The organism is Paraburkholderia sp. UCT70 (assembly GCF_050434085.1).
In the GTDB taxonomy this organism is placed as follows: Bacteria; Pseudomonadota; Gammaproteobacteria; order Burkholderiales; family Burkholderiaceae; genus Paraburkholderia; species Paraburkholderia tuberum.
This window is the reverse complement of record NZ_JBNPVZ010000004.1, coordinates 1,385,742-1,407,853: the sequence shown is the minus strand read 5'-3', so window position 1 is coordinate 1,407,853 and position 22,112 is coordinate 1,385,742. Positions and strand designations below refer to the sequence as shown.

The 22,112-nt window shown below is 66.8% G+C and carries 19 protein-coding genes; 10 read left to right on the top strand and 9 right to left on the bottom strand.

The annotated features are described in order from the left end of the window. The 3 genes from OKW41_RS32050 to OKW41_RS32040 are packed head-to-tail and all read right to left on the bottom strand — an operon-like array spanning position 1 to position 5,583. Positions 1–3,060 carry an efflux RND transporter permease subunit gene (locus tag OKW41_RS32050; RefSeq protein WP_429575130.1) on the bottom strand — a complete coding sequence of 1,020 codons (3,060 nt, stop codon included), beginning with the start codon at positions 3,058–3,060 and terminating at the stop codon, positions 1–3. Continuing rightward, entirely contained in the window at positions 3,057–4,181 is a 1,125-nt protein-coding gene (locus OKW41_RS32045) for an efflux RND transporter periplasmic adaptor subunit (RefSeq protein WP_429575129.1), read from the bottom strand. The genes OKW41_RS32050 and OKW41_RS32045 overlap by 4 nt, the downstream gene beginning before the upstream one ends. Continuing rightward, on the bottom strand, positions 4,171–5,583 hold the full coding sequence (locus OKW41_RS32040; protein ID WP_429575128.1) for a TolC family protein: 1,413 nt from the start codon (positions 5,581–5,583) through the stop codon (positions 4,171–4,173). The genes OKW41_RS32045 and OKW41_RS32040 overlap by 11 nt, the downstream gene beginning before the upstream one ends. A gap of 221 nt (positions 5,584–5,804) precedes the next feature. Between OKW41_RS32040 and OKW41_RS32035 the strand changes: the two genes are divergently transcribed. The 3 genes from OKW41_RS32035 (at position 5,805) to OKW41_RS32025 (ending at position 8,821) form a co-directional block, all read left to right on the top strand. Beyond that, positions 5,805–6,467 carry a response regulator gene (locus OKW41_RS32035; RefSeq protein WP_429575127.1) on the top strand — a complete coding sequence of 221 codons (663 nt, stop codon included), beginning with the start codon at positions 5,805–5,807 and terminating at the stop codon, positions 6,465–6,467. Further along, positions 6,464–7,828, top strand: coding sequence for an ATP-binding protein (locus OKW41_RS32030; protein WP_429575126.1), 1,365 nt, complete (start codon positions 6,464–6,466; stop codon positions 7,826–7,828). The genes OKW41_RS32035 and OKW41_RS32030 overlap by 4 nt, the downstream gene beginning before the upstream one ends. 90 nt (positions 7,829–7,918) lie before the next feature. Then, a complete protein-coding gene (locus OKW41_RS32025; RefSeq protein ID WP_429575125.1) occupies positions 7,919–8,821 on the top strand; it encodes a ProQ/FinO family protein in 903 nt (300 codons plus the stop codon). 27 nt (positions 8,822–8,848) lie between these two features. Here OKW41_RS32025 and OKW41_RS32020 read toward each other — a convergent pair whose 3' ends face one another. Next, positions 8,849–10,198, bottom strand: coding sequence for a TAXI family TRAP transporter solute-binding subunit (locus tag OKW41_RS32020; protein ID WP_429450082.1), 1,350 nt, complete (start codon positions 10,196–10,198; stop codon positions 8,849–8,851). A gap of 209 nt (positions 10,199–10,407) precedes the next feature. On the opposite strand from OKW41_RS32020, the gene OKW41_RS32015 reads away from it, so the two are divergent. The 3 genes from OKW41_RS32015 to OKW41_RS32005 all read left to right on the top strand — a co-directional run bounded on the left by OKW41_RS32015 (position 10,408) and on the right by OKW41_RS32005 (position 12,311). Further along, positions 10,408–10,878, top strand: coding sequence for a DUF2946 domain-containing protein (locus OKW41_RS32015; RefSeq protein ID WP_429575124.1), 471 nt, complete (start codon positions 10,408–10,410; stop codon positions 10,876–10,878). Between the two features lie 109 nt (positions 10,879–10,987). Next, positions 10,988–11,920 (top strand): hypothetical protein, encoded by a 933-nt coding sequence (locus OKW41_RS32010; protein ID WP_429450078.1) that lies wholly within the window; start codon positions 10,988–10,990, stop codon positions 11,918–11,920. Positions 11,921–11,939: 19 nt separating this feature from the next. Then, positions 11,940–12,311, top strand: a complete 372-nt coding sequence (locus OKW41_RS32005; RefSeq protein ID WP_429575123.1) for a copper resistance CopC family protein — start codon at positions 11,940–11,942, stop codon at positions 12,309–12,311. A gap of 43 nt (positions 12,312–12,354) precedes the next feature. Here OKW41_RS32005 and OKW41_RS32000 read toward each other — a convergent pair whose 3' ends face one another. Then, positions 12,355–13,242 carry a LysR family transcriptional regulator gene (locus OKW41_RS32000; protein WP_429293116.1) on the bottom strand — a complete coding sequence of 296 codons (888 nt, stop codon included), beginning with the start codon at positions 13,240–13,242 and terminating at the stop codon, positions 12,355–12,357. A gap of 132 nt (positions 13,243–13,374) precedes the next feature. Next, positions 13,375–13,536, bottom strand: a complete 162-nt coding sequence (locus tag OKW41_RS31995; RefSeq protein ID WP_429575122.1) for a hypothetical protein — start codon at positions 13,534–13,536, stop codon at positions 13,375–13,377. A gap of 653 nt (positions 13,537–14,189) precedes the next feature. On the opposite strand from OKW41_RS31995, the gene OKW41_RS31990 reads away from it, so the two are divergent. Then, positions 14,190–14,936, top strand: coding sequence for a glucose 1-dehydrogenase (locus OKW41_RS31990; RefSeq protein WP_429450071.1), 747 nt, complete (start codon positions 14,190–14,192; stop codon positions 14,934–14,936). Between the two features lie 115 nt (positions 14,937–15,051). Here the strand turns inward: OKW41_RS31990 and OKW41_RS31985 are convergent, their stop codons facing one another. Then, positions 15,052–15,951, bottom strand: coding sequence for a LysR substrate-binding domain-containing protein (locus OKW41_RS31985; protein WP_429450069.1), 900 nt, complete (start codon positions 15,949–15,951; stop codon positions 15,052–15,054). A 118-nt stretch (positions 15,952–16,069) separates the two neighbouring features. On the opposite strand from OKW41_RS31985, the gene OKW41_RS31980 reads away from it, so the two are divergent. Both OKW41_RS31980 and phnX read left to right on the top strand, forming a co-directional pair. Continuing rightward, positions 16,070–17,320 (top strand): 2-aminoethylphosphonate--pyruvate transaminase, encoded by a 1,251-nt coding sequence (locus OKW41_RS31980; protein WP_429575121.1) that lies wholly within the window; start codon positions 16,070–16,072, stop codon positions 17,318–17,320. 48 nt (positions 17,321–17,368) lie between these two features. Then, a complete protein-coding gene (gene phnX / locus OKW41_RS31975) occupies positions 17,369–18,172 on the top strand; it encodes a phosphonoacetaldehyde hydrolase (RefSeq protein WP_429450064.1) in 804 nt (267 codons plus the stop codon). Positions 18,173–18,176: 4 nt separating this feature from the next. On the opposite strand, the gene OKW41_RS31970 is transcribed toward phnX, so the two are convergent. Then, positions 18,177–19,106, bottom strand: a complete 930-nt coding sequence (locus OKW41_RS31970) for a LysR substrate-binding domain-containing protein (RefSeq protein ID WP_429575120.1) — start codon at positions 19,104–19,106, stop codon at positions 18,177–18,179. A gap of 46 nt (positions 19,107–19,152) precedes the next feature. Continuing rightward, a complete protein-coding gene (locus tag OKW41_RS31965; RefSeq protein WP_429575119.1) occupies positions 19,153–20,370 on the bottom strand; it encodes an amidohydrolase family protein in 1,218 nt (405 codons plus the stop codon). 301 nt (positions 20,371–20,671) lie between these two features. On the opposite strand from OKW41_RS31965, the gene argG reads away from it, so the two are divergent. Further along, positions 20,672–22,006, top strand: coding sequence for an argininosuccinate synthase (gene argG / locus OKW41_RS31960; RefSeq protein ID WP_429575118.1), 1,335 nt, complete (start codon positions 20,672–20,674; stop codon positions 22,004–22,006). Positions 22,007–22,112 lie beyond the last annotated feature (106 nt).

Below are 22,112 nucleotides of genomic sequence, written 5' to 3'. Positions count from 1 at the left end.
TCACACCGGCTGCTTTTTCATCAACAGCTTCAGCAACGCCGGCAGCAGCAACAGCACGAGCGGCAACTGCACGATCAGTCCCGAAATGATCGCGATCGCGAGCGGTTGCTGCATCGCCGAGCCTTGCCCCAGCGCGAACGCGAGCGGCAACAGCGCGAGGATCGCGGCGATCGTCGTCATCGCGATCGGCCGCAGACGGTTGCGGCCGGCGGCCTGCAACGCGTCGTCGAAGGGCATCTCGTCGTCGCGCACCAGCGCCTGCAATTCCGACACATAAAAGATCGCGACCTCGGTCACGATGCCGATGATCATCGTCATGCCCATCATCGCGGAGATGTTCAACTCGATGCCGGTGATCCAAAGGCCGATGAACACGGCGCCGGCCGCGAGCAGCGGCATCACCAGCACCGCGAGCGCGACGCGCAGGCGCTCGTACAGGAACAGCAGGAGGCCGAACACGAGTGCGATCGCGGCGCCGAACACGGTCAACAGACCCTTGAAGGCGATCTGCTGTTGCTGGTACAGACCGCCGAGCTCGTAATAGACGCCCGACGGCAGCAGGTTCGCATCGCCGAGCGCCTTCTGCACGTCGGCGATCGTCGAGCCGAGATCGCGCCCGGCGATGCGCGCGGTGACCGCGACCATCCGCTTCAGATTCGAGCGGCTGATCTCGGGCTGACCGGTGACGCTCACGCGATCGGCGACGCGCTTCAGCGCGAACAGATGTCCGTCCGGCGCGCGTATCTGTAGCTGACCCAGTTGCGTATCGGTCATCTGGCGCGCGCCGTTCACGCGCACGCGCACGCCGACCGTTTTCGGGCCGCTCTGGAACTGCGTCGCGACATTGCCTTCGAGCATGTCGGCGACAGCCTGCGCGATCGCTTGCGGGTCCATGCCTTCGGCCGCGGCAGCGGCGGGCAGGATGTGCAGTTCGATCGCGTCGCCGGCGGGATTGATGCCGTCGTTCACGTCGACGATGCCCTGAATCTGGCCGATGCGCGCGGCCACCTTGCGCGCGGTCGTGTCGAGCGTGTGCTGGTCGTCGGAGAAGATCTTGATCTGCACCGGCTGCGGCACCGCGGTCAGATCGCCGATCAGGTCTTCCATCAGCTGCGCGAGCTCGATGCTGACGCCCGGCACCTGCGTGTCGATTTGCGAGCGGATTTCTTCCATCACGGCGTCGATCGGCTCGCGTTTGCCGGACTTCAGCCGCACGAAGAAGTCGCCCTTGTTCGGCTCGTTCAGATCGCCGCCGAGGCCCGCGCCGGTGCGGCGCGAATAGGTCGCGACGTTCGGATTCGCGCGCACGATCTGCTCGATCTGCTTCATCAGCCGGTCCGTTTCGGTGATCGAGGTGCCCGGCTGCGTGTGATAGTCGAGCACGAAGCCGCCTTCGTCCATGCTGGGCATGAAGCCGCTGCCGACGCGCGTGAACGCGAACGCCGCGATGACGATCAACGGCACGACGCCGAGCAGCACGAGCGGTGGCCGCGCGATCACGCGCCCGACCGTCACCGCATAGCGCCGGTTCAGCCACGCGGCGAAACGTGTTTCCTGGTGCTCCTCGGCGTCTTGGGGCTTCAGCCAGTGGTCGCACAGGATCGGCACCGCGAGCCATGTGACGAGGAACGAAATGAACAGCGCGCTCGCCATCGTCAGCGACAGCGCCTTGAAAAAGGCCCCCGTCACGCCCGACAGAAACGCGAGCGGCACGAAGATGATCAGTGTCGCCGCTGACGAACCCGCGAGCGGCCGCGTGAATTCGAGCGCCGCGGCCATCACGCGGCCGTGGAACGCGCGCGCGCCGGCTTCGCGCATGCGCCGCACGATGTGCTCGATCATCACGATCGCGTCGTCGATGACGAGGCCGACCGCGGCCGCCATACCGCCCAGCGTCATGATGTTGAAGCCCATGCCGAACACGTCGAGCAGCAGGATCGTCGCGGCCATCACGACCGGCACCAGCGCGACCGCGATCGCGGTGATCTTCCAGTTGCGCAGGAAGAAGAACAGCGTCAACGCCGCGAGCACGATGCCGATCATGATCGCGTCGCGCACGCTGGTGGCAGACGCGATCACGAGTTCGCTCTGGTCGTACCAGTTCGACAGATGCACGCCCGCGGGCATCTGCGGCTCGAATGCCGCGATCTTCGCGCGGATCGCGCGCGCCATCGCGACACTGTTGGCGCCGGGCTGCTGGTACACGTTCAGTAGCACCGCATCCTGGCCATCGGCGGTGACGCGCATCCATTGCGGCACCACGCCCTGGCTCACCACCGCGACGTCGCCCAGACGGATCTGCGCGCCGTTCGCATTGCCGTTGGCGGACACGACGACGTTGCGCAATTCGTCGAGCTGCGTGATCGTCGAGTTCGTGACGACGAGGTACAGCTTGTCGTGATCCTCGATGCGGCCGTTCGCCATCAGCACGTTGCTCGCGCCGATCGCCTTCGATACGTCGGCGAGCGACAGCTTGTACGCGGCGAGGCGGGCGGGATCGACCGCGACTTCGAACTCGTCCTGCGCGCCGCCGGTCACCTCGACGCGCGCGACGCCTTCCACCGACGACAGCAGCGGCCGCATCTGGAACTGCGCGAGATCGTGCAGCGCCGATAGCGACTGCCGCGTCGACGTGAGGCTGTACGCGAGCACCGGAAACACGGTCGGGTCCATGCGCCGCACCCGCATCGTCGTGCCGGGCGGCAGCGTCGCGAGAATTTCGCCGATCGCCGACTGCGCCTGCAACGTCGCCTGCGCCATGTCGGTGCCCCAGTCGAAGTTCAGCGAGATCTCCGCGGCGCCGCGGCTCGTCCTCGAATCGACGTCGCGCACGTTCGGCACGCGGCGCAGCGCTTCCTCGACCGGCATTGTGACGAGCGTCGTCATCTGCTCGGCGGGGCGGTCGCCCGCGTCGAGCGACACGACCGCGCGCGGAAACGCGACGTTCGGAAACAGCGAGATCGGCAGACGGAATGCGCTCAGCGCGCCGGCTATCGCGAGCAAGGCGATGACGAACAGCAGCGAGCGGCGATGCGTCTGCATCCATTGACCGAAGTTCATCGCGCGCCATCCCCGCCGGCGCGTACCGCCATGCCGTCTTTCAGCTCGTAGTTGCCGCTGCTCACGACGCCGAGCATGGGGTCGAGCGGACCGTCGACGCCGTAGCGCTCGCCGTTTTCGACCGCGATGCTCACCGCGACGCGGCGCGCCTTGTTTTGCGGCGTGATCTGGAACACGTACGCGTGTTGGCCATCCTGCAGCACGGCCGCGCGCGGCACGATCCAGTGCGTGCCGGTGCGGGTCGCGATGTCGCCAGAAACGCGTGTGCCGGGGATGAACGGCGTCTGCGCGAGCGGTACCGTCGCGCCGATGTTGACCAGTTGCGATTGCGGATCGATCGCGGCTCCGACGAGCACCACGCGGCCTTCGATCGACGTCTGTGCGAGCGCCGTGGACAGGCCGTGCAGCGTGACGATGTCGCCGGGATGGATCGTTGCGGCGTCGGTGGGCTCGACGCCGAGCGTCACGTTTGCGCGCGCGTCGCGGCTCGCGACACTCGCGAGTTGCAGAATCGCCGCGCCGGCCTGCACCTGGTCGCCTTGTGCCGTCGATAGCTGCAGCACCACGCCGTCGAACGGCGCGGTCACGACCTTGTTGCCGCTCGTGATGCCGGTCTGATTCTGCGCGGCGAGCGCTTCGCGCGCATCGTCGACGGCCTTGCTCGCGCTGGCGAGCTGCGATTGCGTCGCGAGCCCCTTGTCGTACAGCGACCGGGTACGCACGAGTTCGCCTTGCGCGAGCGTCAGCGCGCTTCTCGCCTGGGTTGCGGCAAGCACGGCGGCAGGATCGGCCTGCACGACGAAGAGTGGCGTACCGCGTTTGACGGTCTCGCCCGCCTGCACGCGCATCTGCACGATACGCGACACGTAGGGCAGGTTGATCGTTGTCAGGTTCGACGCGGTGGCCGCGACGATCCCGAAGCCGCGCACCGGCTGCGCGATTGCGGCGCGCTGCACGCGCACGGTCTGTACCGCGACCGACGGTCGAGCTTCGCTGGCGGCGTTGTCGTCCGCACGAACCGGATGGACCGATGCATACAGCAGGATCGCGCAAACGAGCGGCGCGGCGACGGCCGCAACGCGCGGCCACGGATGCCGCGACGAGAATAGGCTATTTCGCATGAGTGTCGATGAAAGTCTGAGCGGAAGAGAAAGCATCGGGAATCGCGCTGCCGAGCAGCGCCTGCAAGCCGATGCGTTGTTCGGCGAGCGCTTCGCGCAGCGTCGCGACGTCGATGCGTTTCGCGAGCGCGGCGCTTTGCGCATCGGTGTATGCGCCGAGCACGAGGTTGTGTTCGGCGTAGGCCGCCGCGGCTTCGCGCGCGGCGCGCTCGACGCCGGGCAGCGCGGCTTCGGTCTGCTGCAATTGGCGCGCGAGAATCGCGCTGTCTTCGCGCAGCCGGGCGACGTCCGCATACGCCTGGTTCAGGCGGGTCTGGTACTCGTCGCGAAGCCGCTGGCGGGTCGCTTTTTCGATCGCGACATTGCCCTGGTTGCGGTTGAAGATCGGCAGACTCAGGTTGACCTGAAAGCCGCTCGTGTAGATGTTCGACGTGTCGCGCGCCCGCACGAAGCCGACCGACAGACTCGGGAACTGGCTCAGAATCGCCGCGCGATATTTCTGCTCCTGGGCTTCGTAGCCTGCCTGCAGCGCGATCAGGTCGGGGCGGCGGCGGGCGAGCTCGGCGAGCGCGGAGTCGAGTGTGGCGTCGGGGAGCGGCGCGACGTCATCGTCGCTGCCCGATTGCAATTGCAATTGCACGTCGGGCGCGAGACCCAGCAACGCATTCAGATCGTGATGGGTTTGCGCGGCCGCGCGCTCGGCATCGGTGTATTGCTTGCGTGCGTCGCCGTAGGCGAGCAGCGCGGCGGTGAGCGTATCGTCGGTCAGATTGCCTGCGGCGCGCGCCGCGGCCATGCGCTCGTAGCGCGTGCGCGCGAGATCGCGCTGCTGTTGCAACAGCGGCAGCGTGCGCTGCTGGAAGCAGCGCTTCACGAACAGTTGCCGCGCTTGCGCGACGACCTGCCATTCCTGCCACAGCAGGCCGAGATCGGTCTTCGCGAGCGTCGCGTCGGCGGACTGTTTATTCGCGCTGCGCAGCACGATCGCCATCACGTCGATGCTGAGGCCATAATTGAACGCGCGCGTGGCGCCGGCCGCGCCTGGATAATCGCTCGACACGCTCAGTTGCGGATCGGGCAGCAGACCCGCCGAATATGCCTGCGCGCCGGCAATGCCGAGATCGTCGCGGGCCAGCTTCAGATCGGGGTTGTTGGCGACCGCGAGCATCGCGACTTCATCGATGTCGAGCCCGTCGGCGGGATCGAAACGATGCGCGGCCAGTTCGGGCAGCGGCATGCTAGCGGGATCGATGCGGATCCGTTCGAGCGATCGCGCGGACGTCGAGGTGTCCTGCGGCGCGAGCGGCTCGCGGTGATAGGTCGCGCAGCCGCTCATCAGCAGCACGCACAACGGCATCAGTGCACGCCGACGCAGCGCCGCGACGGGATGGAAATCAGGCAAAATCCGGCTCCTGCGAATCATCGGAAGGGGCGAGCGACTCGCGAACGAGGCCTCGCAGAGAGGGCTGATTGTCCGCAGCGCGCGCTTAAGACAGGCTTAACGTCGAATCGCGCGACCCGGGCCGTGCGAAATCGACGCGTCATCAGTATCTCGTAAGGGTTCGTTAAGCTGCCGCGGCCGATAATGCGGCGGCCAAAACCGCACGAAGGAGAGGAGAGGCCATGCGCCTGCTACTGGTCGAAGACGACGACATGATCGCAGAATCGGTGCTGGGCGCGATGCGCCGCGCCGGCTACGCGATCGACTGGGCCGAGGACGGTCGCGCGGCGGAACTGTCGCTCGATAACGGCGTGTACGACCTCGTGCTGCTCGACCTCGGCCTGCCGAAAAAAGGCGGCATCGACGTGCTGAACGCGTATCGCCGCAACGGCGGCGCGGCGCCCGTGATCATCCTGACCGCGCGCGACGCGGTCGACGAGCGCATCCGCGGTCTCGACGCCGGCGCCGACGACTACCTGATCAAGCCGTTCGATCTCGACGAACTGGCCGCGCGCATTCGCGCGCTGCTGCGCCGGCGCACCGGGCAGAAGCAGCCAGTCTACAGCCACGGCGAACTGACGCTCGACCCCGCCGCGCATGAAGTCACCAAGGACGGCGTGCCGCTGCCGCTGGTGCCGCGCGAATTCGCGTTGCTGCAGGCGCTGATCGAGGAGCCGACCCGCGTGTTCACGAAGGCCGAGCTCGAAGAAAAGCTATACGGCTGGGGCGAGGAAGTCGGCAGTAATACGATCGAAGTGCATGTGCACAGTCTGCGGCGCAAGATCGGCGCGGACCAGGTCGTGACCGTGCGCGGGGTCGGCTACCGCCTGAAGAGGTGCGGATGACGTCGATTCGCCGCTGGCTGCTCGGCTGGCTGATCTTCGGCATGGCGGCGGCGTCGATGGTCGCGGCTTTCGCGATCTTCCATACCGCGCGGCGCGAGGCGAGCGAACTCTTCGACTACGAACTGCGCACCGTCGCGCTGTCGCTGCCGTCAGCGCTGAGCGGCGTGGGCAGCCGCGAGCGGCGGGACCCCGACCTCGGCGATCTCGCCGACGACCGCATCGTCATCGAAATCTGGGACCGCAGCGGTACGCTCGTCTATCGCTCCGCGCGGGCGCCGGTGTTCGAGCGTCTGCCGCCGGGCTTTCACACAGTGCCGCGCGGCGAATACCACTGGCGCATCTTCGGCGTCGCGCAGACAGACCGCTATGTGCAGGTCGCGCAACCGGTCTCGGTGCGCGAAGAACTCGCGTTGCATCTCGCGCTGCACACGCTGTGGCCGCTCGGCGTGCTGCTGCCGGTGACGATCGCGCTGGTGCTGCTGGTGGTCGCGCGCGGGCTCGCGCCGATCGGCGGGCTGTCGCGCGCGCTCGCGACGCGTTCGATCGATTCGCTCGAACCGCTGCGGCTCGACGGCAACCTGCCGGTCGAAATCCGGCCACTCGTCGAAGCGCTGAACGATCTGCTGCAACGGTTGCATACGGCGTCGCAGGCGCAGCGCACGTTCATCGCCGATGCCGCGCACGAGTTGCGCTCGCCGCTCGCGGCGCTGAAGCTGCAACTGCAGGCGGCGTCGCGCGATGGATCGCTGAGGGGCGAGGGGCAGACGCTCGAGCGCGTCGAAAATCGGGTGAACCGGATCATCCACCTCGTGCAGCAACTGCTGACGCTCGCGCGCGAAGACTCGCAGCCGGTCACGTCGACGGTGCCGGTCAGCCTGCGCCGCATCGGCGAGCAGGCGGTCAGCGATTGTTCCGTGCTCGCGGAGTTGCGCGAGATCGATCTCGGCCTCGAATGCGAACACGCGCGCACACCGAACGACGCCTATACGGTGCTCGCGGAGCCGCACAGTATCAGCGTGTTGTTAGGGAACCTGATCAATAACGCAATCCGTCATACGCCGCCGGGCGGCCGTGTCGACGTGGTGCTGCGACGCACGGGCGAGCGCGTGGGCTTTGAGGTCGTCGACAGCGGCTCGGGAATTCCGGAGGCGGAACTCGAACGCGTGTTCGACCCTTTCTATCGCGGCGAGGAGTCGAAGGGCGAGGGCAGCGGGCTCGGTCTCGCGATCGTCGCGCGGATCGCCGAGCGGCATCAACTCGGCCTGTCGCTGAGCAACAATGTCGGGGGGCCCGGTTTGCGGGTGTCCGTCACGGGGCTGCGCGCGCCCGCCGCCCACGCGCCCGTCACGGCCGCGAATTGACGATCGTCACTGCGGCTCGGGTTGTCACAAGCACGTGGGCGCACGCTGCTACAATCTCATTTTTACAGATCGACAGATTGGTTGTGCACTATGGGTTTCGAACAACTCGCTGAACTGAAGAAGCAACTGGCCGCGGCGCGCGCCGCCGCAGAGTCCGCCGGCAAGCCCGATCGCAAATCGGCCGCGCGCCCCGCTTCGAAGTCCGCTGGCAAGCCCGCTTCAAATTCAGCGGCACATCCTGGTTCACATGCCGAGCGTGGCGCCAATCCGGGCACGAAGCCCGGTGGCCGGCCCGGCGCGAAGCCGGCTGCGAAGGCCGGCGCTCGCCCGGACGGCAAGCCGGGCACGCGAGCCGGCCGCCCGCAGCCGGCGGGCCACACCGCGCCCGCCAAGCCGGCGGTGGACGCCAAGCCGGTGGACCCGGTGGTGCGCTCGATCGGTCGTCTCCAAAAACGTTTTCCGGTTGCTTTCCCGAAGAATCCGGCCCCGAAGCTGCCGCTGAAGATCGGCATTTTCGAAGACCTCGTCGGGCATGCGAAGGAGCTGTCGCTGAGCGAAGCCGAACTGCGCGACGCGATCAAAACATGGTGCCGTGGCGGGCGCTACTGGAAGAGCCTCGTCGAAGGCGCGGCGCGCGTCGACCTGGCGGGCGTCGAAGCCGGCAAGGTCACGGCGCAGGAAGCGGCGGGTGCTCAGCGCCTGCTTGCGCATCGCGCGGCGAAGGGCGCGCAGAAGGCCGCCACCGCGACGGCAAGCGCGAATGCGCCGACCGATGCAGGTACGCCGGCCGAGGGCGCGGCCGCTGAAGTGTCACATGCCGAAGCAGCGGTAGCGGCAGTCGCGGAACAAGCGGCCCGCCAGGCGGATGTCGCTGCTGCGTCGCCGGAAGCCGCAGCGGCGGATGCCGCGGGGAGCGCGGACACCCAGGCGCAGACCAGAGCGCAACACGAACCGCCAGCCACCGCTCCCGCCGCGCCCCCCTCCCAAGCCTAACCTTGGCACAGCCCGTCATGGCCTCGATCACGAGGCCATGACGGGCGGCGCAGCCGTCAACCGGCTGCGCACGAATCCCACATGCTCGCGCAGCACGTAAAACGCATCCGCATACGCAAGCGGCATGCGCAGGTGGCTCAGCGCCGCCTCGATCTCATCCAGTTGCCCCAGTAGCTGCGTGCGCTCCTCGTCGGTTGCGCCGGCGAGCGCGTGCCGCTCGATCGCGATCAGCGAACCGTAATAACGATAGATGCGCGAGCGCACCCGCCACCGGTACAGCGCCGGAATCACGCGCATGGCGGGCAACAGCAGCACGGCGATCGGCAACAGCAGGACGAGCGTACGATCGCCGATGCTCGCGAGCCAGAAAGGCAGCGTCCGATATAAAAAGCCCTTGCCGGTCCGGTAATAGCGCTGCGCGTCTTCGCTGATCGGATATTCGTGCTCGACCGGGGTCGGGAACTGGCCGGCGCGCTGCAACAGGCCCGCGGCGCCGTGCACTTCCTGCGCCGCCTCGATCAATAGGTCCGAAATCGCCGGATGCAGCGTGCTGCGCGCGACGAGTTCGACCGTCGGACTAATCAGGTGAACGGTCTCGGGCGGAATGCGCCGCTTCAGATCGAGCACGCCGGGCGGCAAGTCGATCTGGTCGAGAAACGGAAAGACGCGTGTATAGGCGCTCGCTTCGTCGAAATTCATCACCGAGATGCCGGGTACGCGCAACAGCCGCAGCATCAGGCCGCGCGTGGCCGAATCGCCGCTCAGAATCGCCGCGTCGACCTCGCCTGCAACCAGCTGCGTGGCGGCCTGCAGGCCGTCGCTCGGCACTAGCGTCGTGGCGCCGCCGGGCTCGATGCCGTTCGCCGCGAGCAGTTGCAGCGCGAGCAGCCGCGTGCCGCTGCCTTCGCGGCCGACTGCGATCCGCTTGCCTTCGAGCTGCGCCAGTTGGGTGAGCGCCGCGCCGCGATAGAACACGACGATCGGCACATAGAACACGCTGCCGAGCGACACCAGCGACGAAGTATCGAGCCCTTCGGCCACCCCGCCCTGCACGAGAGCGATGTCGACGTGCTGCTTCGGATCCAGCAGCCGCTGCAGGTTCTGCACGGAACCTTCGGATTCGAGCACGTTCAGGCGGATGCCGTTGCGCGCGAGGATCTTGCGGTACTGGTTCGCGGTGACGACGAACGAGCTGTCGCGCGGGCCGGCGCTGATCGTGATCGTGCGCGGCGGCGCCGGATTGGCGATCCAGACGATCAGCACGATCGCGAACGCGATCAACAGCGCCGTGATGAAGTAGGGCAGCAGGTGCTCGCGCCATTCGGCGCGCGTAGGTTCGGCGGGAAAGTGCGGAGGCCGCGGACGCTGCGCTTTCATGAAGACTCCGTGCGGGAAGCCAGGTGAAGGCATTGTCGCCTGTGCGGGGCGGCTTTGCCGTCGACGGTTCGCTTTATTGACCGGGCGCGCGGCGGTCGACGAAGCCTGCCACCCACAGCCGAAGAATAACGACGTACATGGCATAATTTGCCGCAAATCGCGGTCTGGCAGTAGTGGACTGCAAAAACTCGCGGCGTGGCGCTGAACGCATGATGAATCGTTGGCATCGGAAGATCGGCAGTTGGCTGGGATTGCTCGCGATCCTGCTGACGACGCTCGCGCCGACCATCTCGCAAACGCTCGCCGCCCACTATCGCGCCGACGCGATGATGGGCGGGCATTGCCAGATGACGTCGATGGACGACACGGCGTCGATGCCAGGCATGCGGATGCAGGACGACACGCCCGACACCACCCAGGCCACCGCCAACCGGCCTGACGACTCCGATGACTCCGCCACGCCTGCCAGCCATGCCGGCGCAAAGCACGCCCAGATGTCCGGCGATGCCTGCGGCTATTGCAGCCTGCTCGCGCATCTGCCAGTGATGCCGAGCGTCGGCATGCTGTTCGTCGCCGCGGTCCGTGCGCGCCAGCATACGGCCGCGGCGCGCTTCGACAGCGTGCGCCGCGTCGAACCGCTGAGCTTCGCGCAGCCACGCGCCCCACCTTCCGCCTGCTGATCCGAATTCGTTACGACGCGATGCGCGAACCCGCATCGCGCCCGCTCGCGCGCGTCCGTTCGACGACGCGCGCCGGCCTCGTCTCAACCGATCAGACAGGATGCACCCGATGCACACACCAGCAATGCGCGGCGGCCGTCCGCCGCGCGCGGCGCCGCTCGTCGCGGCCGCCACCTATGTCGCCTACACCGCTTACGCCGCGTGCGGCGTCGTAGGCCTCATCGCCGCGCCGTCCATCGCGCACGCGCACGCGATCGCGGGCGACCGCGTGTTCCCCTCGACGCTCGCCGTCGACGACCCCGGCGTCGGCGACGAAGCCAACTTCGAGTACGGCCATCAGCGCGTGCCCGGCGACGACGGCGACCAGAGCATCAACACGTTCAGCTTCGAGTACGACAAGCTGATCACGCCGCGTCTGGCGGTGTCGATCGACGGCGGGTACGTGATGCAGAACAACCCGCGCGCGGCCGGCTTCAACAACTTCGGCGTCGGCCTCAAGTACCTGCTGTACGTGAACGAGCCGCACGAGCTGATGACGTCGATCGGCGTCGCTGCGGAGCTAGGCGGCACCGGCAGCCGCGCGATCGCCGACAACTTCTCGACGATCTCGCCGACCATCTACATCGGCAAGGGCATGGGCGATCTGCCCGCTTCGCTCGCGTATCTGCGCCCGGTCGCGGTCACGGCCGAGGCGGCCTCCGCGCTCACCACCGGCGCGGGCCAGCCGAACGCGTTCAACTACGGCTTCACCGTGCAGTACAGCCTGCCGTATCTGCAGCAGCATGTGCACGACGCGGGTTTGCCACAGCCGTTCGCGAACCTGATTCCGCTCGTCGAGATTCCGCTGTCGCGCAGCCAGGGTCAGACGACCGGCACGGTCAATCCGGGCTTTATCTGGATCAATCGCTATGGACAGTTCGGCGTCGAGGCGCAGATTCCGATCAACCGCGCGAGCGGCTCGCACGTCGGCATTCTGGTGCAGGCGCACCTGTTCTTCGACGACATTGCGCCGACCACGCTCGGCAAGCCGCTGTTCCCGTAAGTAGCACAGGAGAAAGACGATGAACAACAGCTTCAAACATCACGCGATGCGCGCGGCGGCACTGATCGCCGGCGTGACGCTCGTGAGCGCGGCGTTCGCGCATGTGTTTCCGCAGAAGCAGGAGCCGGGCGCGGGCGCATCGGTGGCCGCGCCCGCGCAGGTCAAGGTGACCTTCGACGGGCCGCTCGAACCGGCGTTCAGCTCGCTCACCGTCACCGATGCGAGCGGCAAGCCGGTCAGCACGCAGAAGTCCTCGGTCGATGTGCAGCAGCCCGCGGTGATGACGGTGCCGCTGCCGGCGCTCGCGGCCGGGCGCTACACCGTGCATTGGGTCGCGGTGGCGTCGGACGGACATCGAACGCATGGGGATTATGGGTTCGATGTGAAGTAGCGCGGTATGATGCGCCGCGTCGCCGTGCTCACGCACGCGGCGCTCAAACGCGCTTGAACAACTGCCGCGCGAGCGAGCACATCAGCATCGTCGCCGGCGATTCGTCCTGCAGGCGCCGGCTCATGATGATCGGCGACGCGGCGCTTGCCGACGGAATCGGCCGGTACGCGACGCCATGCGCGCGCAAGCCCTCGACGCTCTCCGGCACGAGACACACGCCGACCTGCGCGGCGACCAGCCCCAGCGCGGTCTGCAACTCCCGCACTTCATGGATCGCTTTCGGCTCCAGCGCCTGATCGTGCATTGCCGAGATCTGCTGGTCCGCATAGCTCGGCCGCGGCGTGCTCGGATAGACGATCAGCGTTTCCTCGGCGAGCGCGGCGAGCGTGAGCGGCTTCTTTTGCCGCGCGAGGGGATGGTCCTGCGGCAATGCGGCGATCATCCGTTCCTCGACCAGCACTTCGCGCGCGAGTTGCGCATCGTCGAAGCGCAGCCGGCCGAAGCCGACGTCGATGCGGCCACCTTTGAGCGCGGCCAACTGCTCGATCGTGAACATCTCGATCAGCGACAGTTCGATGTGCGGCGCGGCCTCGCGAAACGAGCGGATCACCGCGGGCAGCGCGCCATACAGCGTAGACGGTACGAAACCGATCACGATGCGTTCCGCGAGTTGCGCGAGCCGGCGCGTGAGCGGCGCGAGCTCGTCGGCTTCATCGATCAGACGTTTCGCCTGCGTGTAGAAAATGCGGCCGGCTTCGGTGAGCCGCAACGGCCGCGAGCCGCGCTCGAACAGCGGCAGGCCGACACTTTCCTCGATCTGCTGGATCTGCCGCGACAGCGGCGGCTGTGTCATATGCAGACGATTGGCCGCCCGCGTGATGTTCATCTCCTCGGCGACCGCGATGAAGTAGCGAAGTTGGCGAAATTCCATGCATGCCTCTGAGGTGTGATGCGTCGGCGATTGGTGTTGCGTTGGTCTGCTGCGCCTTGGGCGCTGCCGGTTGCGGTACGGCTCTGCCGCCGCGGCGCCGCGCGAGGGCAACGAATGATAGCAACAGCGCCGCTAAATACCGGCCAGATGACGCACGAGCGCCTTTTCCGCGCGCGGCGGCGCATTCAGCTCGCGCGTGCTGTTGCCGTCGTCCGTCACCAACGGGTGGCAGCTGTTTGCGGGATCGGGCGTGCGCGCGCTCGTCGAACGCTTATGGCCGATGCTGGCGGGCATCGTACTCGGCACGCCCGTTGCGGCAGCTCGGTCAGCGCGTGCGCGGGCGTATCAGTGCGGCGAGCTTTCGTGGCTGGTTCTTTATCTGTCTGCTCGGCCCCGACGTTCAATCGATGGCGCGCGCATTCGTTTAAAAGACGTTGGGAGCAGCGGATCGCCGAGGAGGGAGATCGTGTGGCCCATTATTCTCGATACGCTCGGCGCGCTCGCGGTGCTCGCGAGCGTGGCCGCGCACATCGCGCTGCTGCTCAGCAGCGAACCAAAGCGCGGTGAATAAAAGCGCTTTGAGTGTGTAGCGCCTGATCGTGGCGTCTGCCCGTAGGAGTCTTGTGCGGATGCACGTCTATGCTGCTGCGTGCCGCTCTTGCGGTCGGTCAGCGCGCGCTTGCGCGACGCCGACGCCGACGCCGCGGCGCAAGCCAAACAGCATCAATCGTCGTCAACCACGCGTAAACCTGGCCATCGAGGTCTGATGCGAATCGATTGTTCGTCGGAAGCGGCGTATCAATTCGTCTCGAGCCGCTTTATCCGGCCTCGCGCCATGCCTAAATTAACGACCAGTGACAGCGCCACTGCATTTCCGGCTTTTATTGGCGTGGACCCCGTGACTCCTCGCGAGGCATGCCGGCGCGAACCATTGAAAGGACACGATGATGAGCAAGCTCACAGGCAAGGTAGCGGTTGTAACGGGTGCATCGAAAGGCATCGGAGCGGCGATTGCGAAGGCATTGGCGGCGCAAGGCGCGTCGGTCGTGGTGAACTATGCGTCGAGCCGCGCGGGCGCCGACAAGGTGGTCGCCGATATCACGGCGGCGGGCGGCAAGGCGGTCGCGGTTGGCGGTGACGTGTCGAAGGCCGCGGACGCGAACGGCATTATCGATACGGCGATCGAAACGTACGGGCGGCTCGACGTTCTCGTCAACAACTCGGGTGTCTATGAATTCGCGGCGCTCGAAGAGATCACCGAAGCGCACTTCCATAAGCACTTCGATGTCAACGTGCTCGGGCTGCTGCTCGTGACGCAGGCGGCGGCCAGGCATCTGGGCGAAGGCGGCAGCATCGTCAACGTGAGCTCGGTCGCGAGCCGCATCACGCCGCCGACCACCGTGGTCTACACGGCGACCAAGGGCGCGGTCGATGCGATCACCGGCGTGCTCGCGAAGGAACTCGGACCGCGCAAGATCCGCGTGAATTCGGTGAATCCGGGCATGGTCGAGACCGAGGGCACCCACAGCGCCGGCGTGATCGGCTCGGACTTCGAAACGTGGGTGGTCAGCACGACGCCGCTCGGCCGTATCGGCCAACCCGACGATATCGCGGATGTCGTCGCGTTCCTCGCGTCGGATGACGCGCGCTGGTTGACGGGCGAGAGCCTGATTGCGAGCGGCGGCTCGCGTTAAGTCTGAAGGGGTTGCCAACGCTGGTGGCAACCCGCGGAACAATTCGAGCGCGATCGCGGGCGGCGGGGCCGGCAGCATGAAGGCCACGCCGCTCCTTGCAGCGACGGCGCGCGAGCTACGCGCGTTGAACATCGGCCCCCGAGACCTCTGTTTCGGCTCCCGGCAACTCCACCGCAAAAAACGCGTCGAGCAGATTCGAACCCGGCCGCTCGGCGAGCCGCGTCAGCGATTCGATCATCTGCACGCGGCAATCGAGCAGCGACACCATCCGGATCCGCCGCGACTCGTTGAACTCTGCGCGCGCAATGACGCCGACGCCGATTCCCTGCGCGACCGCTTCCTCCAGCGCCTCGCGGCCATCCACGTACATGACCGGCTCGACTTGCAACGACTCGCGCACGAGCTCGATTTCGAGCAGTTGTTGGGTGACCGATTGCGGCTCGCGGAAGATCATCGGCTGTTCGACGAGCTCCGCGTAACTCAGCCGGCGCTTCTTCGAGGCCGGGTAGCTCGCCGGCACCATCGCGACCAGCGGATCGCGCCGCAACACGCGCGACTGCAAGCGGCTATGCACCTGCGGCGCGGCCGTGATCGCCGCGTCGACCGCGCTCGACAGCACGCGCTGCATGCACTCTGCCGCATTGGCGATCGACAGCGTGACGACGATGCCCGGGTGCCGCTGGCGAAACGCGCCGATCAGCGCGACGGCGAGATCGGGCGCATCGGCCGCGAGCGATAGCGAACCCGACTCCAGCCCGCCCGCCGATTCGAGCAGTTGGCGCGCGTCCCGCTCGCAACTGAGCATATGCCGTGTCACGCTGAACAGGCGCAGCCCGAGTTCAGTCGTCTCCACGCCGCGCGGCCCGCGCTCGAACAGCTTGACGCCGTAATCCTGTTCGAGCCGCCGCACGTGATCCGACACCGCCGGCTGTGTCAGCGACAACGCCTGCGCCGCTTTCGAAAAGCCGCCATGTTCCGCGACCGCATGGAACGCCCGCAATTGCGCGTATTGCACGTGTGCCTCGCCAGCAGATAAGTTTTTGCGATACCGTCATCGATTATATCGATTTTGCCGATGGACAACGCTTCTGTATCGTGTGAGCTATCGACATAGCGATATTGGAGTTGCGGACATGGAAAGCGCGATCGGCGGTGCGGCGGCGACGTTGGCCGTGGCAGCCGCGGCAACATCGACCCGTTGCACCACACCCTGCGCCGCGCCGGCTGGCGGCGAGCCTTATCTGCTGACGCCGGGCCCGCTGACCACGGCACTATCGACGAAACAGGCGATGCTGCGCGACTGGGGCTCGTGGGACGGCGACTTCCGCGCGATGACCGCCGAGTTGCGCGCGAGCGTGCTGGCGATCGCCGGCGACACCGCGGGCGACTACGACTGCGTGCCGCTGCAGGGCAGCGGCAGCTACTGCGTCGAAGCGATGCTCGGCAGCCTGATTCCGCGCGACGGCCACGCGCTCGTGCTCGCGAACGGCGCGTACGGCAAGCGCGCGGCGACCACGCTTGGCTATCTCGGCCGCGCCTGCACACTGCTCGACAAGGGCGACTACCTGCCGCCGCGCGGCCTCGAAGTCGAGCGCATGCTTGCCGCCGATCCATCGATCACGCACGTGGTCGCGATCCATTGCGAAACGAGCTCGGGCATTCTCAATCCGCTCGATGAGATTGCAGCCGCGGTCGCCAGGCAGGGCCGCAAACTGCTGATCGATTCGATGAGCGCCTTCGGCGCGGTGCCGCTCGACGTGCGGCAGATCGCGTGCGAGGCGTTCGTGTCGTCGGCGAACAAGTGCATCGAGGGCGTGCCGGGTTTCGGCTTCGTGATCGCGCGCAAGAGCGCCCTGCGCGAGGCGAAAGGCCGCAGCCATTCGCTCGCGCTCGATCTCTTCGATCAATGGGACGTGATGAATCGCACGGGCCAGTGGCGCTTCACGCCGCCCACGCATACGGTGGCCGCGTTCCTCGAGGCGCTGCGTCTGCACCAGCTCGAAGGTGGGCAGCCCGCGCGGCTCGCGCGCTACGCCAACAATCGCGACGTGCTGGTGGCCGGCATGCGCGAGCTTGGCTTCGAGCCGCTGCTCAACGGGCGCTGGCGCTCGCCGATCATCGTGACGTTTTTTTCGCCGGCGCATCCGTCGTTCGAGTTCGCGCGCTTCTATGAACTGATGAAGGCGCAGGGCTTCATCATCTATCCGGGCAAGCTGACGGTGGTCGACAGTTTCCGCATCGGCTGCATCGGTCAGGTCGACGAGCAGGTGATGCGACGCGTGGTCGATGCCTGCGCGCAAGCGCTGCGCACGATGGGCGTCACGCACGCGGGGCCGCCGCCCGCCGCGCTCGACGAACGCAAGGCGCTCGCGCAGGCGGCCTGAGCCGCGACAGCAAACCCGATACATTCGGATTCCTGGGGATTCAAGCAGATGAAACACGTGAAGGCAGTGATTTTCGATTGGGCCGGCACGGTGGTCGACTACGGTTCACGCGCGCCGATGGCGGCCTTCGTCGAGACCTTCGAGCAGTTCGGCGTGCCGATCACGATCGACGAAGCGCGCGGCCCGATGGGCATGGCCAAGCGGCCGCATATCGCGGCGCTGATGGCACTGCCGCGCGTCGCGCAGGCTTGGGCCGAGCGCCACGGCCATACGCCGACCGACGCCGATATCGACGCCGTGTACGACGTGTTCGTGCCGAAGAACATCGCGGTCGCGGCGAGCTACAGCGCGGTGATCCCGGGCGTCGCCGAAGTCGCGAGCGCCTTGCGTCAGAACGATATCCGCATCGGCACGACGACCGGCTATACCCGCGAGATCATCGACGAAATCGTACCGGGCGCGGCCGCGCAGGGCTTTGCGCCGGACAGCATCGTGTGCACCGGCGATACGCCGGAAGGGCGGCCGTCACCGTACATGATCTACCGGACGCTGCCGCAGCTCGGCGTGTGGCGCGCGAAAGAGGCGATCAAGGTCGACGACACCGAGGTCGGCATCGAGGAAGGCATCAACGGCGGCACGTGGGCGGTCGGCGTCGCGGTGAGCGGCAACGCGTTCGGCATGAGCGAGGCCGAGGTGAAGGCGTTGCCGGCCGACGAATTCGCCGCGCGCCGCAACGCCGCGACGGCCAGGCTGAAGGCGGCGGGCGCGCATTACGTGATCGACAGCGTCGCGGATCTGATGCCGGTCGTGTACGACATCGACGCACGGCTCGCGCGCGGCGAACGGCCTTGAAGCGTCACTTGAAGAAACCGACCGCGAGATCGATGAACTCGCGCACCTTGCGCGGCACGAACTCGCGGCTCGGATACACCAGCGACACGGCCACGTCGCCATTGAGCACCGCATAGCCGTCGAGCACGCGCACCAGCGTGCCGGCGCGCAACTCGTGCTCGACCATTTCGAGCGGCAGCAGCGCGATGCCCATCGCGCCCAGCGCGGCCTGCTTCTGCATGATCATGCTGTTGACCGTGAACGATGCATCGATGGCGATACTCTCGCCGCTGTCGTCGCCGTCCTCGCTCGCGCTTTCGGCATCGCCGTCACCCTTGCGGAAGATCCACATCGGGCCGGTCGTGTCGAACGGCGCGGCAATCAGCCGATGCCCGTCCAGTTCGGCCGGCGTTTGCGGATGACCGGCCTGCGCGAGATACGCGCCCGCTGCCACCGGCACCGCGTGCGAGTTGATCAGACGCCGCGCCACCAGCGACTCCGAGCGGATCATATGCTCGGTCACGATGCCGACGTCGAAGCCGCCTTCGAGCAGATCGACCCGTTTTTCCGTCAGCGTGACGCGCAGGTTGACTTGCGGAAAGCGCGCCTGATATTCGGCGAACAGCGGCGTTAGCCGAAACAGCGAAAAACTGCCGAGCGCGACGATGCGCAGGTCGCCGGCCACGTCGCGCGACGCCGTGGTCGCGCGCGACTCCACTTCCTCCAGTTCGGCGAGCAGCACGCGGCAACCGTCCGCGTATTGCGCGCCGGCCTCGGTCAGCACGACCTTGCGCGTGGTGCGCTGAAACAGGCGAATGCCGAGATGCTGTTCGAGGCTCGACACATGACGCGTGACGACCGACGTCGACACGTTCAGTTGCCCGGCGGCCTGCGCGAAGCTGCCGACATCGGCCACCTTGACGAAGGCCTGCATGGCCTGAAAAAGATTGATCATTCGAGTCCAAAAAAACGTCTTTGTTGTAGCGGACGGCGTGGCTGAACTACCGCGCGACCAGCGCGCCGTCGCGCGCGGCGACGCGGCCGTTCGCAATGACCAGCTTGCGCGCCGGCCGCGCGACGAGCGCATGCGCGAGCGTGTCGGCGTCGACCAGCACGAGATCGGCGCGTGCGCCCGGCTGCAAACCATAGCCTTCGAATCCGCACGCGCGCGCGGCGGTTCCGCTGACGCAATCGAACGCGAGCGCGAGATCGTCGTCGCGGCGCAGGCCGTAGCGCATCGCGATCAGCATCGCCCGTTCCAGCATGTCGGGCGAGCCGTATGGCGTCCACGTATCGCGAATCCCGTCGTTGCCGCCGAACAGCGTGACGCCGTGCGCGAGGCAAGCCGTGAGCGGCGGCACCGGCACCGACGGCGGTGCGCTCGTCAGCAGCGCGACGCGCAGCTCGGCGATACGCGCGAGCAGCGCATCGCGTTCGCGCTCGGGCAGCGCGCCGAGACAGAACGCGTGACTGACCACCACTTGCCCCTGCATGCCGTGCGCGGCGACGCGATCGAGCAGCAGACCGAGCGTGAACGCGCCGATCTCGCCGGGTTCGTGCAGATGAATGTCGATCGGTTTGCGATGACGCTCGGCGAGCGCGAACGTCAGATCGAGCGACTTCACCGGATCGCCGTCGATCAGCGCGGGATCGAGCGCGCCGAGCACGTCGGCGCCCGCGGCCAGCGCCCGATCGAGCAGCGCGTCGGTGCCGGGCCGGCCGAGCAGCCCCGATTGCGGAAACGCGACGATCTGCAGATCGAGCACGTCGCGCAGGGTGTCGCGCGTGGCCAGCACGCCGTCGAGATGGCGCAGGCCCGCGTCGGTGTCGATATCGACGTGCGTGCGTACGCGCGTCGTGCCGGCCGCCAGAAACGCGCGCGCGAGCGCGAGCGATTGCGCGCCCGCGTCGTGGCCGCTTTCGGCGCGCCAGCGGCGCTCGTTTTCGATGCGATCGATCAGCTTCGGCCCGACTTCGTTGCGATACCAGCGCAAGCCCCAGTTGGTCTTGTCCAGATGCGTATGCCCTTCGACGAAACCGGGCAGCAGCAGCGCGTCGCCGCCGTCCTCGACCGGCACACCGGGCTCGCGCGGCAGAGCGGCGCCGAGCGCGGCGATCCGGCCATCGACGATCGACACCTCGGCGCGCGTGCCGTCGGCGAGCCGCACGTGGGTGACCAGCGAGGCGTTCGTCGTGGGGCGCGGGGTGGTCGTGGTCATGGGCGGCGGGCAAGGGGAATGAACGGGACGAACGGAGTGAACGGCCGGTGCGTTGACGCAACCCGCGATGCTACCCTTAGACGATAATAAATCCGCCCCCGTTACGGCAAATACAGCGTGAATTAATCCGGAAATTCGGCGCGGCGAGATTGCGGCGCGAGGCCGCGCCGACCGGCAATATCCAAGGCCGGACGGCGGTTCACGGTATACTCCCGCGTAACTTGCCTGAACGCCAGGCTTGCCCGATACTCAGCTATTACCCCCAAAATCTCCCCGTACGTCGAGTTTAACGCTACTGCTTATGAGTACAATCCTTGAAAGTCTTCCGATCGGCCAGAAGGTCGGTATCGCGTTTTCCGGCGGCCTCGACACTAGCGCCGCGCTGCACTGGATGCGCAAGAAGGGCGCCATGCCGTACGCCTACACGGCCAACCTCGGTCAGCCCGACGAAGACGATTACGATTCGATCCCGCGTCGCGCCACGCAATATGGCGCCGAAGGCGCGCGCCTGATCGACTGCCGCGCGCAGCTGGTCGCGGAAGGCATCGCGGCGCTGCAGTGCGGCGCGTTTCATATCTCGACGGCGGGCGTCACCTATTTCAACACGACGCCGATCGGCCGTGCCGTGACCGGCACGATGCTGGTCGCCGCGATGAAGGAAGACGGTGTCAACATCTGGGGCGACGGCAGCACGTACAAGGGTAACGACATCGAGCGTTTCTACCGCTACGGTCTGCTCGTGAACCCGGACCTGAAGATCTACAAGCCGTGGCTCGACCAGTTGTTCATCGACGAACTCGGCGGCCGTTCTGAAATGTCGGAATTCATGCGCCAGTCGGGCTTCGACTACAAGATGTCGGCCGAAAAGGCGTATTCGACCGACTCGAACCTGCTCGGCGCGACGCACGAAGCGAAGGATCTCGAAAGCCTCGAGTCCGGCATCAAGATCGTGAACCCGATCATGGGCGTCGCGTTCTGGCGCGACGACGTTCAGATCGCGAAGGAAGAAGTGACGGTCCGCTTCGAGGAAGGCCAACCGGTCGCGCTGAACGGCCAGACGTTCCCGAACGCGGTCGAGCTGCTGCTCGAAGCGAACCGGATCGGCGGCCGTCACGGTCTCGGCATGAGCGACCAGATCGAGAACCGCATCATCGAGGCGAAGAGCCGCGGCATCTATGAAGCCCCGGGCCTCGCGCTGCTCAACATCACTTACGAGCGTCTCGTCACCGGCATCCACAACGAAGACACGATCGAGCAGTTCCGCGGGAACGGCCGCCGCCTCGGCCGTCTGCTGTATCAGGGCCGCTGGTTCGATCCGCAGGCGATCATGCTGCGCGAAACCGCACAGCGCTGGGTCGCGCGCCCGATCACCGGCGAAGTGACCGTCGAGCTGCGTCGCGGCAACGACTACTCGATCCTCAGCACGAAGTCGCCGAACCTCACATATCAGCCCGAGCGTCTGTCGATGGAAAAGGTCGCATCGACGTTCTCGCCGCGCGACCGCATCGGCCAGCTGACGATGCGCAACCTCGACATCACCGACACGCGCGACAAGCTGCGCATCTACTCGCAGGTGGGCCTGCTGTCGTCGAACGAGACGTCGGCGCTGCCGCAGGTGAAGGGCGACAAGGAGTAAAGCGGCGCGTCTGATTACCTGAACGTCGCATCGATCGATGGGCCGGCTCGCGAGAGCCGGCCCATTTTCTTTGGGGCTCCCGGATGCGCTCCGGCGCTTGGGCGCG